This window comes from Spiroplasma endosymbiont of Dromius quadrimaculatus (assembly GCF_964031155.1).
Taxonomy (GTDB): Bacteria; Bacillota_I; Bacilli_A; order Mycoplasmatales; family Nriv7; genus Nriv7.
This window is the reverse complement of sequence record NZ_OZ035010.1, coordinates 947,888-964,015: the sequence shown is the minus strand read 5'-3', so window position 1 is coordinate 964,015 and position 16,128 is coordinate 947,888. Positions and strand designations below refer to the sequence as shown.

Sequence of the window (16,128 nt, the reverse complement as noted above, 5' to 3'; positions counted from 1 at the left end):
AAACCAGCAATTAAAATTACTGGTTTGAATAGTTTGCTTATTTTTCACAAACAATTAAACTATTGAAGTATTCAGAACTAATTTTGGTTCTGCTTCTTGTGTAAAAGAAATTTTTGCTTTTCCATTAAAAGTTATACTATTATCTTCATTGATAATAATTTCGCTTGGCAATAAGCTATATTTTTGTAATATTTGCATTGCTTCTTTAATTGATAATGTAATTGTTTGTTCTTCATTATTATCATCAATTATTTTAGTCGTAATTGTTCCGCTAATTTTTTGTTTTAAATTTAATGTAGTTTCATATTTAATTTCTCTTACTGAATATTTAATTAATGCTTTTTCATTAGGAGCAAGTTCTATTTCATTTCCAGGTTCATTAAAAACTAAAATCATTTCTTGTTCTTGTTTATTTGTGTTTGATAAATCAAATTCATTTGATAATACATTAATGATTTCAGAATTTTTATTATTTATATTTGTAAAATCTGTTAATTTTATTTCATCATCAGAATTTATGTTTCAACCATTTAATTTATTTTCTTGTTTTGTTTTAGTTAATCCTGTTGTAATTTGAAATACTAATTTTGATTTTGAATTATATTCACAAGCGGGTACATTAAATGATCTTGTATTTGGAGTTTTATTGATAATTTCTCTATCAGAACATACATTTTTAGGAGCATTAGATCATAAAAATGAATTTTCTCTTTTTGTTATTTCAGTATTTGAAAAATTTAAATTATTAGTATCAATATATTTTATTTCTTTAAATTTTAAATTAGGGTTTTCATCACGAAACTTAAAAAATACTGCTCTTTTAATTAATTCATTTAAATTAATAGCATTAATTTCATCTTTATTTTTAATTTTATAATTAACAGTAACTTCACCAAAATATTTACCATTGTCTTTTGCTTTAATTGTAGCTGATGTATCTGTTTTATTAATAATTTCTAATTGTGATATATCTAAATTAGGATTTAAATAATTTAATTCATTTAAAATAATTTCATCATTAATAATGTTATTAAAACGTAAATTATTTATTTGAATAATAATATTTAAAAGCATTTTAGTTTTAGTTATTGCAAATACATTACCACTTTTTTGTTCAATTATAATAGAAATAACTGCTTCATTTATTCCATTAATTTTAATTAAGTTTGATGAAGGTCTTGATTTAAAATATAATCCATCATCTGTTGCAAAATAAGTAGCACCAGCAACTGTAGACTTAATATTTCTGTCATGGATTGCAATATCATTAACTTGCCCTTTTATTTCGCTAATTTCTATAGCATCATAATTGTTTGGTTTATCTTCAATCAAATAAATTTTTTTATTTGCAGATATTGCGTAAGCTTCTCCTGTTGATTGAGAAATTATAATGCGATTAACCTTGTTATTTATTCCATTAATTTTAATTAAGTTTGATGAAGGTCTTGATTTAAAATATAATCCATCATCTGTTGCAAAATAAGTAGCACCAGCAACTGTAGACTTAATATTTCTGTCATGGATTGCAATATCATTAACTTGCCCTTTTATTTCGCTAATTTCTATAGCATCATAATTGTTTGGTTTATCTTCAATCAAATAAACTTTTTTATCTAAATTTTTTAAATTATTTGTTTTTAAATAACTGATTTCACTTTTTGCTGAAGTTGGAGCGTTTCCGACAATTCCTGACATTCCGCTTCCGGCCATTGTTATTGTGCTTAATAAACTAAGTAATTTTTTCATATTTATATTTTATCCTTTCTTTTTGTTATTGCATTAAATTGCAAACGATATGTAATCATATTATATTTAAAATAATAAATGTCTTTTATTTCCACAAACATAGAAAATTGTTAGGATTGTTTGATATAATTGCCTGTGGAAATATTATGCTTTATCAAAGTTAAACATTTCTTTTTAATTTAACTCATAACAACCTAAACATTATCTATTTAGTAAGTTAATACTATCATAAAAGATAAAATATGATAAATGTTGCATATTTTATCTTTCTTTATTTGCGTCTTTTAATTTTAGTTCCATTTCTAAGATTTCTTTTTTTAAGCGTAAATTTTCATTTTCAATTGATAAATCATTATTATTTATATTATTATGTTTTTCGGTCTCAATTAATTTAGTAATTTTTTAGACAATTACATCAACACTTGATTTATCAAATATTTTATCTTTAATTACTTCTTTAATTTCTCGTGTTGAAACTCCATAATGTGCTGCTTTTTCTTGTAAATCTAATAATCTATTTTTTTGTTCTTCTTGCTTTTTTAATGGTTCCAATTCTCTTTTTAACTTAGAAATTTCTGCTTTCTGCTCAGGAATATCTTTTTCATAAGATTTAATCATTTTTCCAATTTGACGAATATAACTTGATTTTCCATACGGGTATTTAAGACCACTTGACGTTTTTAACTCGCCTTTTTTTCACTGTTCCCATTTTTCAATGTTGTTTTTATATTCATTTATTTTGTTTTCGTATTTTTCCAATTCCTTTTCACGGATTTGAATGCGATATTCGAGAAAAGGAATTGCTCCTTTTTTATATTCGTCGTATCATTCTCATGCTTGATCTCAATCTTTTTGATTATATTTAGCATCTCGTAAATTACCAAGACCATCAACTTGTTTTAGTCATGGGTATTTAGTGGTTGTTGGGACATTTCGTCCAAACTTTTCTAACACTCACATGACATTATTTTTGTCATCATCATTTGATCTGTCAATTGATAAACCACCACCAAAAGCATGAATAATAGCATCAAGAATTTCGTTTAACTGTTCTCTGTTTTGCATTTTGGCAACGCGTTCTCAGTTGACTTCTCCACCTAATAATCGTCATAATCCCATGTTTATCACTCCTTTTTATTTACATTATACCTTATTTAAAAAATTTGTCAGGTGTTTTTTACTTACCACTTTTCTTTTCTTGTTTTTTCGCAGCTTTTGCTTTTCATTTTGCTTGTTTAGCATCTGATTTTTCTAAATGATCTTTAAGTTTTTTATTAATCTTTGTTTGTTTTTCATTTAAATTTTGTAATGAAACTTTTTTGTTGTGCTTAATTTCGCTTTTTGTTGTTGGTTTAAGATATGAAAAACTATTTTTGCTAGTAAATGTGCGTTCTACTTTCCCTAGTTTTTTGTTTAAAGATTTTTTTCTTAATTTAGTAGATTTAATTGTATTCCTTTTGTTTTCTTGGTTTCCTTTGCTTGCTAGTTGTGGATTGATTTTTTTATAAGTTGCTACAAATGGTGTGGCAATGCCAGTTCCAAATTGTTTTCAGAATCCTTTTGCTCCACCTCCGCGAGCTGCTCCCACTAGTTTACTTGTTGCTAGGGTTGCAAACACCAAGACCAAATCCTGCTAAACCAGTAATACCAGCACGCGAACTCATTCCCTCGGTGGCGTGTCAGAAATGGCGAAAGTCAAGGGGTTTTTCTTGGCGAGATTGATTGCCCGATGTTTCGCCATCACCATCATCGCCTGCCATTGAACCCATCGCGTTCATGGTTTTTTCACCCATGCTAGAACCACCCATTGCCATTGCTCTTTTCGCTCGTTTACTTTTGGCAAATCCAAATGCTTTTCCTGCCATTTTAGCAGCCCCCATTGCCATCATTCCGCCAGCCACAGTCGATTTTTCATCGAACTCATTCCTTCGCGAACACCAGCTGCTTCACCAATTAAGTTGGCAACAACATCCGAAAATGCCAGCACTGCCAATCCACCACCACACATCATCAGAATAATAAACAATGATTTACCAATGCCCTCAATACCTAATCCTGCTAAATTAGTACTTAAAATCGTTTGAATTGTTGTCATAAATATAAAGTATCCTGTTAAAGTGGCGGTTGATGCTAGAAATTTTGCAATTACCATATCTTTTCAAATAAATGCTCCTTTACCATTATCAATTGTCATAATAACCATTACTCATGGTGAAATAATAAATAAGAAAAACAATTCAATTATTTTTTGCACCAAAGCAATTCCAATCATAAACATTGCAAACAGCATAAATCATACCCCAAAAACTTCGGCAATCATATTAAAATCACCAATATTGTCAGGATAGGAATAATTGCTTGGTATATTATCACCACTACCATCTCAATTGGTGTTTCCAATATTGTATAGGTAATTTGCAATATTTCCGTTTTCACCTCCAAATCCCGATGTAATCATTTTGGCAATGTTAGCAATTGCAAAATTAGCCAAAAAGAAAAAGATTGGAATTAAAAAGATAAAAATAAATGCCTTACTACCATTTTGTAAGGCAACAATAAATTTTGTTTTTGTTTCGGTGGCATCTTGAAACAAAATTTTAATCATGGTAATTGTAAATATTAAAGAAAATAAACAAATAGCCGTAATGACAAAATATCAGAATGCCATTGGGATATTTTGAAAACTAAATTCTTGCTTTGATCCAAACATTAAATCGCCAACTACTCCTCCTGTTAAATAATTTAATACGTTGTTAAATGATCCAATTAATTGTAATGGCCCTTGTACAAAAATTGACCATATTAACCTATATAATGCATTAACTATCATTTTTTATCACTTCCTTTCATTTTTTTATCAACTATGTTCCAATACTAGGATTATATGTTTTAATAACTTGTAAAATAACATTCATAACAGCAATAAATACCAATATTGCAATAATAACTATAATTGGTCATTTTAAAGCAATTAAATCATTTCCTCTTGCTTCGGGGTTATCAGCGTTTCGCATTATTGAAATTAAAATAATAATTAATTTTCAAATTGCAAAAATAACTGCTAAACCCATAAATACCCCTAAAACAACATTACTTCATAATATAACAACATCCATTATTCCACTAAAATCTGCTGTGTTGTTTGCTTTCATATTTTCATCCTCCTTTGTTATTTTAAAAATTTGCTTTTATTAATTTTTTGATAATATATATTTTTCTTTTTTTGATAGTATTGTTGTTTATTATTAAAGTAATTTTTAATATTGTTTTTCTTAGCCATTGCTATTTTTCCTTTCAAAAGGCAGGCAAAATAAATGCAATAATAAATTACCAATCATAAAATCACAATCAATTCCAAGCGAGATTAAAAGCAAAATAGGGGAAATTACTAGCAACAAAATTCCACTAATAATTGTTAACGGATATAAAAGTCATTTTCATCAAACTTTTCTCTTATTTTGCATCTTTAATTTTTCCTTTCTATTTGAAACATTGCTGTAAAAATTCTTTCTAGCACATCCACAACAATACTATTGCCAGCTTGTTTATAAAGTTGGGTTTCTGAAACAACTTTGCTTGCTTTATCAAAGTCTTTATTCCTAAATCCCATTAATAATCAACATTCGCGTGGGGTTAAAACTCGCAAAAAGTATTCTTTTTCATCAATTAAAAAAGATAGTATTTTACTACTATCTTGGTGTTGTAATTTATGGTTATCAACGATGATTTTATTGACATTACTTGCTGCGATTGTTCCCATATAATTATTTTCTGTTTTTCAAAACCGATTATATGAACCGTTAACTATTAAACCGTCTTTTGCTCGTGGCAAAACAATAAAATTTCTATAATTTTTAATTGGAATTGCAATTTTTGCTGATTTTGAATTTGTAGTTAATGTATCTAGATATGTATTTTCATTACTAGCATCATATACTCTACTTTCTTGTTGAAAAGAATTAAAGTCTATTTCCATTTTGCCACGAGCATTAAATTTTATATCATTGGGAATTGCAATAATTCCAGCATTTCCTCATCGCATTTGTTTTGTTGTAATTGTATAAGAACATTGTTGAATGATTTTAAGTTTATTGTTTTCAATTGCTTTTTTCATTGATTCTTGTCTAATAAAATATTTTTCATTTACATTATTTTCTAAAATATCTTTTACCAAAAATTTTAAATTACAAGGTTGCGGATATTGAAATTTAAAATCTTGCTTTAATGTTGAAATCATAAACAATCTTTTCCGATTTTGGGGAATTCCATAATCCTTGGCATTCATTGTAAAATATTGGTTATAATATCCTAATTCACTAAGTTGATTTTGAAGATTTTGAAACCCAACAAAAAACTTTTTACTTAATAAATTTGGTACATTTTCCATTAAAAGATATTTTGGTTTTGTTGGCATTGTGCTTATTAAATCAACAACTTTGTAAGCTAAACCACTTCGCTTGCCATTTAATCCTCGCCCATTATTATTGGCATTTGATATGTCTTGGCATGGAAATGATCAAGTTATTAAATCAGCATACGGTAAAGTTTCTAGTTTAGTAATATCTCCTAAATTTTGTGTGTCATAATCATTAAATATTGCTCGATATGATTTTTCAGCGTATTTATCGTTATCACAAAATGCAATTACTTTGTGGTTAATTCCAATCTTTTCTAATGCTTTTCTTTGACTTCCAATCCCAGCAAATAATTCAATTATTTTAAGCATAACAAACCATCATTCTTCTAATTTTTCTTTTATCTAAAATGATTCATGGATTGGGATGCCTATAAGAACAAAAAAATAATATTTGGGTATTGTTTTCATTATAAATATGATGGACATATTTACACAACGGACAATTTATCATTTCGGCACCTCTTTCTAAAAAAAACAAGATATTAGTTATCTTGTTTTTGTGTTATTTTTATTATTTAGATTGTTTTTAATTTCATATGTTGATGTATTTTCATCTTTATATTTGTTTTTATTTTGTTTTTTGTTATTAATTAATTCTGAAATTTCACTCAAAGTAAATACTATAAACAAACCAATAAAAGCAGAATTATAACAACAGAAACAAATATATATTGAAAAAATTAATAAGTTTTCACTTGAATATCATTCTCTACACAAAATTAAAAATGTAGTTGTTAAAACACACATTATAATTGATATGCAACTAAAAAATAATCTTAATTTATTAATTTTATATTTTTTTCACATTAAATTCATTCCTTTCTTAATTGTTTTCTTTAATTTCATCTGTTGATATATTTTCATTATTTAAATTGTTTTTGTTTTGTTTTTTATTTTTAATTAATTGTAAAATTTCAAAACAAATACACAATATAAGTAAGCTACCAATGACAATGTTAAAAATACAAACCACAACATATACAAAAATTCCGCCACTATAATTTATTCATTCCCTACATAAAATTAAAAATGTAGTCATTAAAACACACATTATAATTGATAGGAAACTAATAAATAATTTTAATAAATTAATTTCTTTTAAAAACTTTTTCACATTAAATCATTCCTTTCTTAATTGTATATATTTCTTTAAATGTTGATATTGTTAACATAATAATCGAATTATTAATCGTATCTTTATTTTTAAAACTTATTTGACTTTTTATTTTATTTATTAATTCTTCTAATAAAATATTTTTATGATAATTTATAATTATTGTTTCTTTAACCATTTTTTTCAAAAAACATCATATGTAGTTTTTATATTTAAATTAATTTTATATAATAAATCATCTAAATTTATAATGTTTGTTTTAATTTCTGCTTTTAATTTATTCATATTTTATTCCTTTCTTAATTGTTTTTAATTTCACCTAAAATAATTTTTGTATTTATAATGTTTGTTTTAATTTTTTCTAAATCTTTCTGATCAAAATCACTATTTTTAATTTCGCTTAATAAATTTAAAGCACTATTTAAGTTATTTATTTGTTTTTCTAACAATTTAATTCCTTGTTGTTTTTGTTCGTCTGTAAACTCATTTTCTTTTTGACATAGTAAAATTTGATATTCGTAATCATTTATTTCAGATATTTTAATAAATTGTTCTGCTTGGGTTTGATTTAATTCTATTTGATAATCTTTTTCACTTTCATAATCATTTTTACTATTTTTAATTTCTTTAATTACTTCATCATATTCTTTAATTTCTGCTGTAATTTCTTGTTTTAATTTTTCATAGTAAAAAATGTCTTTGATTATTGGTCTTTTTGTTTTTGATGGTGGTAAGTGTGGTTTGTTATTTGCAATATTGCCACAACTAATTAATGGCATTGTACTTCCACACGATAACAAAAATATTGACAACAAACTAAGTAATTTTTTCATATTTGTTGTATCCTAAATAAAAACCATTATCTCAATAATTGGGATTATCAATATTTTCTAAATCTTCTAGTAATTGTTTTAGTTCTGTTGATGTTAATTTTCGTTGTGTTGTTTTGTTATCATAATGATTGTTATATTCATTTAGTAAATCATTATTAGCATCATTTTTGTTTTGCAAATTAAACTGCTTTTTGTTTTCTTGCTTTAATTTTTCAAAAGATAAAATTAAATTTTTTCCCACAATATTACCATTCTTATTATTAACGCTACTATGGACTACATAATTTTTATTTTCATCAATTTCTAAACAAAAATAATTTTTATAACTTGATAAACCTAAACCATTTTTATCTCAAACAACGCAATCTTTTTGTTTGTTTATTAAAATATGAGTTTTATTATTTATTTCTTGTGAAATTAAATTTTGGTTTAGATAAATTTTTTTAGTCATATTTAATCACCTCACTTTATTTTTTACATTTTTGGCATTTATAAAATTTATTAAGTGTTAATCATTCTGAATTTAAAATAGTGAACTCTTGTTCACATCTAATACAGTCAATAATTATATTTCCATTTAATCTTGCTTTGGGTTTTGAATAATCTTTTTTTATGATAATCACCTCGCTTTTTTTGCTTTTAATTTTATTTTTCATAAAATTAATATCTAATAAGTAGGTTAAAAATAAATAAACCGAAAAACCAATTCTTAACGAACTGGCTCTATATTTCTTTCTGACTCTTTTTGTCAATTAATATCAGATAAATGATTTACCACTGTATAACCAAATTTATCTTCAACATAATTTTCTATAATTTCATTTCACGATTTTTCTTGCAATTCTTTAAACTTTTTGGTTAAATATTCATCAATATCTTTTATATAATCTATCATTCCGCTTGATCAACAATATCCCATTCAATATTGTTCTAAACCAAATTTATATCAAAAGTTTTCTTTTTCTTCATGATCGGTATTTTTTGAAATTAAATCCGTTATTTTATAATGATCTTTTATATTATCTGAATCTTTTATAACTAAATACATGTTTTATCATCCTTTCTTTTTTATTTATCAGAAATAAAAAACCAACTAATTTTAATAAATAGTTGGTTTAATTTATTTTTTTATCTTATTTGATTTAAAATATTTTCAATATTGTTAACTTTGTCAATTAAAGCTTCCATAATTTGTTCTAAATTATTTAAATTGTTTTCTGTTGTTGTTTTAATTTCGTTAATTAAATCGCTAATCGTATTTTTGATATTATTTTCAACCATATATATTTTCCTTTCCTCATTTGTTTTTTTATTGATAGAAGGAGAGAGATTAATTAATCTTCTTATCTTTTTTCCTTTTTGTTTATTATTAGTTATTTGTTAGATAACTTTGTTGCTTGTTATCTTTTAGACATAGTTTCCCTTAGACATTTGTTTAGTTAATCACTTGCGACTACGCTTCTGCCCCATGTAGTACTAATTTAATTAGTTGATTAACCTTACAGATATCCTCCCACTCCGTTTATTTTTTAGTGTTCCAGCTTGACCACTTTGTGAAATTTCTTACATTTATCTATACCTATTATTCTAATTTTTGATATTAATAATTTTTCATTTATTTTGTTCAAAAACTAATTTTTTAATAATTAAATGATTATTTTGGCATTGCAAAGTTAAAAGCCAAAGGTTAGCATTTATTTTTTGTTTATTAATAAATTCTAACCTTGCCAAACAATGCCGAGCATATTTTTTATAATATCAACCGTCTTTTTTATTTTTGGTTAATTTTGTAAAGTACTCATTGATATAACACTGACATTTGTTAATTAGTGTTGATTTATTTTTTACTTTACTTTTAAACTCTTTTTGACAGAGTTCTTTTAAAGACACTCGTAAAACCTCCTTATAAATAGTAAGATTTCTAAAATTTTTTTATTGTGGAACACTCACCCTTTAACCATTGCAGGTTAAAGATTTATCCCTAAACCACGATAACTCTTTTATATTGCCTAAAAGAATTGCCTACATTGTGTCGTAGCGGTACGGCCACCCCTATATTGTTTATCCTCGCTTGCTTGGTTTAACGACATTCCAAGTAGGAGAGTTTTATTTAGTTGGTCTTGCTATTATTTTTTTAAACTAAGCAAGGTTAACGACAATTTTAACCTAATTAAAAAAGATAGAATTTTATTTCTATCTTTTTCTTAGTTTTTGGAAATTTTATACCAACCGAATATTTTACGCGGTCACGATGAAACAGGTAAAAAATTGTACATTTTCTCTTCTTCAATTCAGTAAACCAAGTCCGATAGCCTGCCTTGGTGATGGTGAATGGAGAAAAACTCGAATTGATTACCCAATTTCAAAAGATCTTGAATGCTTAGACTTACAAAGATTAAATAAATCTAAATGAAAACATACTCAGCATGGTTGTTTTCCATCAAGAAATATTGCTGAGAATGATAAATTTATTTGTAGAAATACTAGTGAACTCTTAGCAGTTAATATTAAATTAAAAGACAAGTTATCTATTATTGCAAAAGAAAATACTAGTCAATTTAATATTAAATTACCGCTATCAGATAGTCCTATTAAGGAAGACACTGCTTCATTAATGTCACATTCAACATATAATCCCCAAACCGATAAAGTTTTACAAGGTAAGGAAAACCGAGCAAAATTTTATCAAGAGTTTCAAGAAGAAGGAAAATTAATAGCTTCTAGCAAAGAAAATTTTCAAACTGAAAAAGATAGTTTTAATGTTAATCAAGAAGAAGAGAACAAAGATATTAAATATTTACAAGAACTAAAAGAAGTACTTACACAACAAAAAAATAATAAAGATGATGAACCATCATTAATAAATAGTAGATTAGGAAAGAAGCAAGAACAAATAACAGAATCACAAAGTAGCAATTCTTTAAATTTACAACAAGAACTTGCTGAACAAACTGCTAAGATCGCACAAAGTAAAAATCAAAAACTTCGTGAAGAAGAAAAATTAAAACAAGAGCAAGAAATTCAAAGACAGCTAGATAACCAAGCACGATTAAAAAAACTACAGGAAGAAAATAAGCAAAAAGCAATAACAAAGCGAAAAACAAGACAATTGGAACCTGCTTAAAATATTTAGTAAATATTATCCTTTAAAAAGAAAACATTTTTTTATGTTAAAATATTATTGATTTGATTTTTTTTAAAAGACTAGGATGATATGAATGAAATTTATTGATAAGATTACAATTAAAGTTAAAGCTGGCAAAGGTGGTGATGGTGCTGTTGCTTTTCGTCGTGAATTATATGTTCCAAAAGGTGGGCCGGCTGGTGGTGATGGCGGTAATGGCGGTAACATTATTTTTATTGGCGATGAAGGAATAAATACATTATTAGAATTAAACTATCAAAAAGAAATTAAAGGTGTTGATGGTGAAAATGGGCAACATAAAAATATGCACGGTAAAAATGCTAAAAATACTTATATTAGTGTTCCCTTAGGTACTATTATTTATGATGCTTTAAATAAAGAAGAAATTGGTGATATTGTTACTAACAAACAAGAAGTTATTGTTGCGAATGGTGGTCGTGGAGGTAAAGGAAATAGTCGGTTTGCTAATTCCAGAAATCGTGCTCCGACAATATTTACTCGTGGTGATTTAGGCGATGAAAAAGAAATTACTTGTGAATTAAAATTATTAGCAGATGTCGGGATTGTTGGTATGCCTAATGCTGGGAAGTCTACTTTATTAGGAACTATTTCTCACGCTAAACCACAAATTGGTGATTTTCCTTTTACAACTTTAACCCCGCAATTAGGTGTAGTTAAACATCAAAACTTTTCTTTTGTAGTTGCTGATTTACCAGGATTAATTGCGGGTGCTAGTTTAGGAAAAGGTTTAGGATATGAATTTTTACGGCATATTGAACGATGCCGGTTATTAGTTCATCTTATTGATATTAGTTTACCCAATGCTTATGATAATTATTCAGTGATTCAAAAAGAACTTAAAGATTATAATTTACAATTAGAAAATAAGCAACAAATAGTTGTTGCTAGTAAAATGGATCAAGTTGATGCTTCTCATAATTTAGAACTTTTTAGTAAGCAAATTAAACAAAAAGTTTACTCAATTTCTGCTTGAACTAGAGAAGGAATTGAATCATTAGTTCATATTATTCATAGGCAATTGCAAACTATTAAAAAAATACCAGAATTAAAGCAAGAAATGGCACCAACAATCTATCGTTTTACACCAACAAACGAAGAAGTCATTGTTGAAAATTTAGGAAATGGTCATTGAAAAGTAATTGGTGCTAGTGTGCATCGCATTTATCACAAATTTCCATTAACAACACATGATAATTTATTATTATTTAATCAGAAGTTACGAGATTTAGGAGTTTTTAAAATTCTCGTTAAAAAAGGCATTCAAAAAGGGGATACAATTAAAATTTTTGATTATGAGTTGCAATGACTTGACGAAAATTTTTAAGTGAAAGGATATTAATTAATGGAATTACAGAAATATTTAGATTATTTAGTTCAATGATTACAAGAACAAGTAAAATTAGCTAATGCTAAAGGATTAATTGTTGGTGTATCTGGTGGTATTGATTCAGCCGTTACTGTTGCTTTGATTAAAAAAGCAATGCCAGATAACCATTTAGCTATTTTTATGCCTTGCTATTCATCAAGTAATGATGAAATTTTAGTAAAAAAATTAGTAGCGACATTAGATTTAAAATTACAAATTATTAATTTAGAGTCAGCTTATAATGAATTACAAAATAACTTTAATTGACACGATGGTTTATCATCATTGCAACAAAAAGCATTAGTTAATTGTAAACCCCGTCTCCGAATGACTTCTTTATATGCCTTAGCACAAGCAAATGAATATTTAGTTGTCGGCACTAGTAACTTTGATGAATGATATACAGGTTATTTTACTAAACATGGTGATAGTGCTTGTGATATTTTACCATTAATTAATTTATTAAAAAGTCAAATAAATACGGCTGCTAAGTTATTAAATATTCCGCAAGAAATTATTAATCAGCCACCATCAGCAGGTTTATGAGCAGGACAAACTGATGAAAAAGAGATGGGGATAACTTATGCTGAGTTAGATAACTTTTTAAACGGTCAAGAGAAATTGTTAGATGGTAATATTGTTACTAAAATTAAGATGATGCACAAAAATACTGAACATAAGCGAAAATCAGCAATTATCCCTAAAAAATTTATTTTTAAAAATTAGTCAAATATTAGTAAATAAAAATAATATGTGCTATACTGAAAAAAATGTAAATTAAAAAATATTGACTAAATTTACATTTCGATGAGGTGAAATATATGAAATTAATGAATATGCAAAAGTTATTAAAGTTAATGGCGACAATAACAATTATTAGTGGGCCATTATTACCAGCAATAGCTTGTAGTAATAATGCTAATGATAAGATTATTACCACAAATGGGATTAATGTTAGTACTTTAGATGTTAATAAATCAAAATTAATTGCTAAGTCGCTAATTTTGGCACGAACTAAACAATGAAATCCAAATGAGATTTTAAAAAGGGCGTTACAAAATAATTTTAAAGATTTAAATGACTACTTTGTTGATGATACAATTAAAAATTTAGTATTAACAAAAGAACATCATAATTTTTCAAAACCGGACTATCAAGTACCTAAAACTTTAGAAGTTGCTGGTTTTAATATTTTAGAAAAAATAAAAGCAGTTTTACAAGAGTTTATTAAAAATAATGATTTTGAAATTAAGAATTTTATGGAAAAATTATTAGAACAGTTATTAGGTTTATTAAATAGTGAGCAAATTGCTACTCATATTCCAGATATTAAAGCAATTCTAACAACACAATATCAAGATATCGTTGTTGCTATTAAGAGTGGTATTGATACTAATAAAAAATTCATTACTGATAAAAAAACATTTGGTGAAATTTTTGCGGATATAAAACATAATAAAATTATAGAAGATAATATTTTTAGTAAATTTTTAAAAATTCAGAATAAATCAATAGAAATTAAAGATATTGCGGTTTTAATAAAAACAATAATTACTTATGTGCCAATATTAATAACTTTTATGATTAATTTTGCTGAAAAATTAGAAAATGGTTTTAATGAAGAAATAATTAATGATTTAAAAGCAAAACCATATCAAGGTTTATTAGATAATAAAGACCAACCGTTTACTTTACAAAATATCAAGAATACTTTTAAAAATATTTTTGGAGTTAATAAGAAAAAAGTCGATTTTTTAATAAAATTAATATCTGATTCAAGTTTACCATTTAATTCTATATTTATGGCTTTACAAGGTGTTGTTGGTGAAAAAGAGTTCAATAATTTTTATCAAAACTTGAATGGTGATGAGCTTGATAATGATTTTATCGCAATAATTGATCAATTGCTTTTAAAATTACCTAAAGTGTATGATGATTTTATAACTTTATTAGAAGACAAAACTGCTATTAGTAAAGTGGATTTTCTTAAAAAACTTATTAAGATAATGGGTGCTAATGTTAATGATAAAACTAGTATTGAAAAAGAAACTATTTTAGATTATTTAACTAAAATTCTTGGTAATAAGTGATTTCAAGATAATGTTTTGCAAAACATTATTGATAATAAAAGTATTTGAGAAGAAGATGGTGATTATATTGCTGATTTTGTTAATAAATTAAGTTATATTCAGGATACAAAAGCAGAAATTGTTTATGATCCGAGTGCAGGGTTAGTATTTTATAATATAACGATAGAAAAGCAAGAATTTAAATTTAGTTGAAAGTTTTCTTATAGTAACGAGAAAAAATTAATAGGAATGAAAATATTTAATTTTGAACAACTTAATTAAATACATATTTAGTAAATAAAACGGTAGTTACCGTTTTATTTTTTAAAACAATTTTACAATCATAAAATTGTTTTAATATATATTTATTATTGTTATAATAAATATATATAATACTATGAAAATAAAAAAATTAAATAAAATTAATAATTTAGAATGTGTAAAGCACACACTTATGTTAGTTTTACACAAAATCAATAAATAAATATGAGCTCATTTATTTATTGCAAGAAATATAAGGTTAAATTAACACTTATTATTTTTAATTATGCCTTATATTTTTTGCACCAATGAAATCAAACTAAGTTAATTAGTAAACGAAGTTTACTAACAAAAATTGTTAAACATTCAAATCTGCGATATATAAATGTTTAAAAAACTTAGTTAAATAACTTAGTTTATAACAAATAAGAAAGGTAATTTACTATGAAAAACATTGAAAACATTTTCTTAAATACTAAAAAATATCTCTTAAAAGAAACCCAAAATGCAATTTTAATTAAAGCACCAAAAATTCCGTGATTTAATGAACAAATCGGCATTTGGTTTCCAAAGCGATTTGTTTATAAAGGAAAATACGAAAATTCAATTTGTATTGGAATAATCAAAAATAGTGAATATCAAGTAATTTCAATTAATCAACAAGAGCAAGAAACCAAGTTAATTAAAGGCCAAGAATTATTAAGTTTCTTCATTGCCGAAAAAGAAAACAACAAAAAAGATACAAATTATAACTATTTTAAAGGAGCTTAAAAATGAATATCGCAATTGGACTAATGTTTATTATTATCAGCATAATGTTATCGGCATATTTTGCTTATAAAATTTATGCCAAAATAAAAATTAGAATTAAATATAAAAATGTCATTAAAAATAATACTGGTAATTTCACAAAAGACGAAAAAGTATTTATTGCCCGCTTTGAAGAATGAGTTAAAACTCCTAATTTAAAAGAAAATAACAAGGATAAAAAATAATGTTTTGAGAAATTATTATGGAGTTCTTAAAATTGTTTGTTCCGATAGAAAAAATGCCTGCACAAGTTGCATTTATTGCCGGATTAATTATTATCATCACTTTTCTTTTCGCCTTAATTTCAATTATGTATTTACCAATAAAAATGATTTTTGGGAGATAG

General features: G+C 25.6%; 23 protein-coding genes. 7 read left to right on the top strand and 16 right to left on the bottom strand.

All coding sequences use genetic code 4. From position 1 onward, the window contains the following. Window positions 1–54: 54 nt before the first annotated feature. The 16 genes from AAHM88_RS05450 to AAHM88_RS05375 form a co-directional block, all read right to left on the bottom strand. Window positions 55–1,746 carry a hypothetical protein gene (locus tag AAHM88_RS05450; protein WP_342262498.1) on the bottom strand — a complete coding sequence of 564 codons (1,692 nt, stop codon included), beginning with the start codon at window positions 1,744–1,746 and terminating at the stop codon, window positions 55–57. Between the two features lie 402 nt (window positions 1,747–2,148). Further along, the gene (locus tag AAHM88_RS05445; RefSeq protein ID WP_342262497.1) at window positions 2,149–2,865 is read right to left on the bottom strand and encodes a hypothetical protein; all 717 of its coding nucleotides are present in this window, start codon (window positions 2,863–2,865) and stop codon (window positions 2,149–2,151) included. Between the two features lie 58 nt (window positions 2,866–2,923). Then, window positions 2,924–3,367, bottom strand: coding sequence for a hypothetical protein (locus AAHM88_RS05440; protein ID WP_342262496.1), 444 nt, complete (start codon window positions 3,365–3,367; stop codon window positions 2,924–2,926). 12 nt (window positions 3,368–3,379) lie between these two features. Further along, window positions 3,380–4,576, bottom strand: a complete 1,197-nt coding sequence (locus tag AAHM88_RS05435; protein WP_342262495.1) for an Mbov_0396 family ICE element transmembrane protein — start codon at window positions 4,574–4,576, stop codon at window positions 3,380–3,382. Between the two features lie 31 nt (window positions 4,577–4,607). Continuing rightward, entirely contained in the window at window positions 4,608–4,898 is a 291-nt protein-coding gene (locus tag AAHM88_RS05430) for an Mbov_0395 family pilin-like conjugal transfer protein (protein ID WP_342262494.1), read from the bottom strand. 17 nt (window positions 4,899–4,915) lie between these two features. Next, window positions 4,916–5,044, bottom strand: coding sequence for a hypothetical protein (locus AAHM88_RS05425; protein ID WP_342262493.1), 129 nt, complete (start codon window positions 5,042–5,044; stop codon window positions 4,916–4,918). A 168-nt stretch (window positions 5,045–5,212) separates the two neighbouring features. Further along, entirely contained in the window at window positions 5,213–6,472 is a 1,260-nt protein-coding gene (locus AAHM88_RS05420; RefSeq protein WP_342262492.1) for a DNA (cytosine-5-)-methyltransferase, read from the bottom strand. A gap of 177 nt (window positions 6,473–6,649) precedes the next feature. Then, window positions 6,650–6,970: a hypothetical protein gene (locus AAHM88_RS05415; protein ID WP_342262491.1), complete on the bottom strand. Its 321-nt coding sequence runs from the start codon at window positions 6,968–6,970 to the stop codon at window positions 6,650–6,652. A 16-nt stretch (window positions 6,971–6,986) separates the two neighbouring features. Beyond that, a complete protein-coding gene (locus tag AAHM88_RS05410; RefSeq protein WP_342262490.1) occupies window positions 6,987–7,277 on the bottom strand; it encodes a hypothetical protein in 291 nt (96 codons plus the stop codon). Window position 7,278: 1 nt separating this feature from the next. Then, complete coding sequence (locus tag AAHM88_RS05405) at window positions 7,279–7,455, bottom strand: hypothetical protein (RefSeq protein ID WP_342262489.1); 177 nt, start codon at window positions 7,453–7,455, stop codon at window positions 7,279–7,281. Then, on the bottom strand, window positions 7,437–7,562 hold the full coding sequence (locus AAHM88_RS05400) for a hypothetical protein (RefSeq protein WP_342262488.1): 126 nt from the start codon (window positions 7,560–7,562) through the stop codon (window positions 7,437–7,439). The genes AAHM88_RS05405 and AAHM88_RS05400 overlap by 19 nt, the downstream gene beginning before the upstream one ends. 14 nt (window positions 7,563–7,576) lie before the next feature. Next, window positions 7,577–8,110, bottom strand: coding sequence for a hypothetical protein (locus AAHM88_RS05395; RefSeq protein WP_342262487.1), 534 nt, complete (start codon window positions 8,108–8,110; stop codon window positions 7,577–7,579). Continuing rightward, window positions 8,094–8,561: a hypothetical protein gene (locus tag AAHM88_RS05390; RefSeq protein WP_342262486.1), complete on the bottom strand. Its 468-nt coding sequence runs from the start codon at window positions 8,559–8,561 to the stop codon at window positions 8,094–8,096. The genes AAHM88_RS05395 and AAHM88_RS05390 overlap by 17 nt, the downstream gene beginning before the upstream one ends. Before the next feature lie 258 nt (window positions 8,562–8,819). After that, window positions 8,820–9,158: a hypothetical protein gene (locus AAHM88_RS05385; RefSeq protein WP_342262485.1), complete on the bottom strand. Its 339-nt coding sequence runs from the start codon at window positions 9,156–9,158 to the stop codon at window positions 8,820–8,822. Between the two features lie 80 nt (window positions 9,159–9,238). Next, the gene (locus AAHM88_RS05380; RefSeq protein ID WP_342262484.1) at window positions 9,239–9,391 is read right to left on the bottom strand and encodes a hypothetical protein; all 153 of its coding nucleotides are present in this window, start codon (window positions 9,389–9,391) and stop codon (window positions 9,239–9,241) included. 306 nt (window positions 9,392–9,697) lie between these two features. Next, window positions 9,698–10,000 carry a replication/maintenance protein RepL gene (locus AAHM88_RS05375; protein WP_342262483.1) on the bottom strand — a complete coding sequence of 101 codons (303 nt, stop codon included), beginning with the start codon at window positions 9,998–10,000 and terminating at the stop codon, window positions 9,698–9,700. Between the two features lie 361 nt (window positions 10,001–10,361). Between AAHM88_RS05375 and AAHM88_RS05370 the strand changes: the two genes are divergently transcribed. From AAHM88_RS05370 to AAHM88_RS05340, 7 genes are all read left to right on the top strand, one after another. Beyond that, window positions 10,362–11,234, top strand: coding sequence for a hypothetical protein (locus AAHM88_RS05370; protein WP_342262482.1), 873 nt, complete (start codon window positions 10,362–10,364; stop codon window positions 11,232–11,234). Between the two features lie 94 nt (window positions 11,235–11,328). After that, window positions 11,329–12,600, top strand: coding sequence for a GTPase ObgE (gene obgE, locus AAHM88_RS05365; RefSeq protein WP_342262481.1), 1,272 nt, complete (start codon window positions 11,329–11,331; stop codon window positions 12,598–12,600). Window positions 12,601–12,618: 18 nt separating this feature from the next. Beyond that, entirely contained in the window at window positions 12,619–13,368 is a 750-nt protein-coding gene (nadE, locus tag AAHM88_RS05360) for an NAD(+) synthase (RefSeq protein ID WP_342262480.1), read from the top strand. Window positions 13,369–13,463: 95 nt separating this feature from the next. Next, window positions 13,464–14,993, top strand: a complete 1,530-nt coding sequence (locus AAHM88_RS05355) for a hypothetical protein (protein WP_342262479.1) — start codon at window positions 13,464–13,466, stop codon at window positions 14,991–14,993. 423 nt (window positions 14,994–15,416) lie between these two features. Further along, a complete protein-coding gene (locus AAHM88_RS05350; protein WP_342189958.1) occupies window positions 15,417–15,743 on the top strand; it encodes a hypothetical protein in 327 nt (108 codons plus the stop codon). 2 nt (window positions 15,744–15,745) lie between these two features. Beyond that, complete coding sequence (locus AAHM88_RS05345; RefSeq protein WP_342262402.1) at window positions 15,746–15,967, top strand: hypothetical protein; 222 nt, start codon at window positions 15,746–15,748, stop codon at window positions 15,965–15,967. Beyond that, a complete protein-coding gene (locus tag AAHM88_RS05340; protein WP_338982040.1) occupies window positions 15,967–16,128 on the top strand; it encodes a hypothetical protein in 162 nt (53 codons plus the stop codon). Before AAHM88_RS05345 ends, AAHM88_RS05340 begins: the two co-directional genes overlap by 1 nt.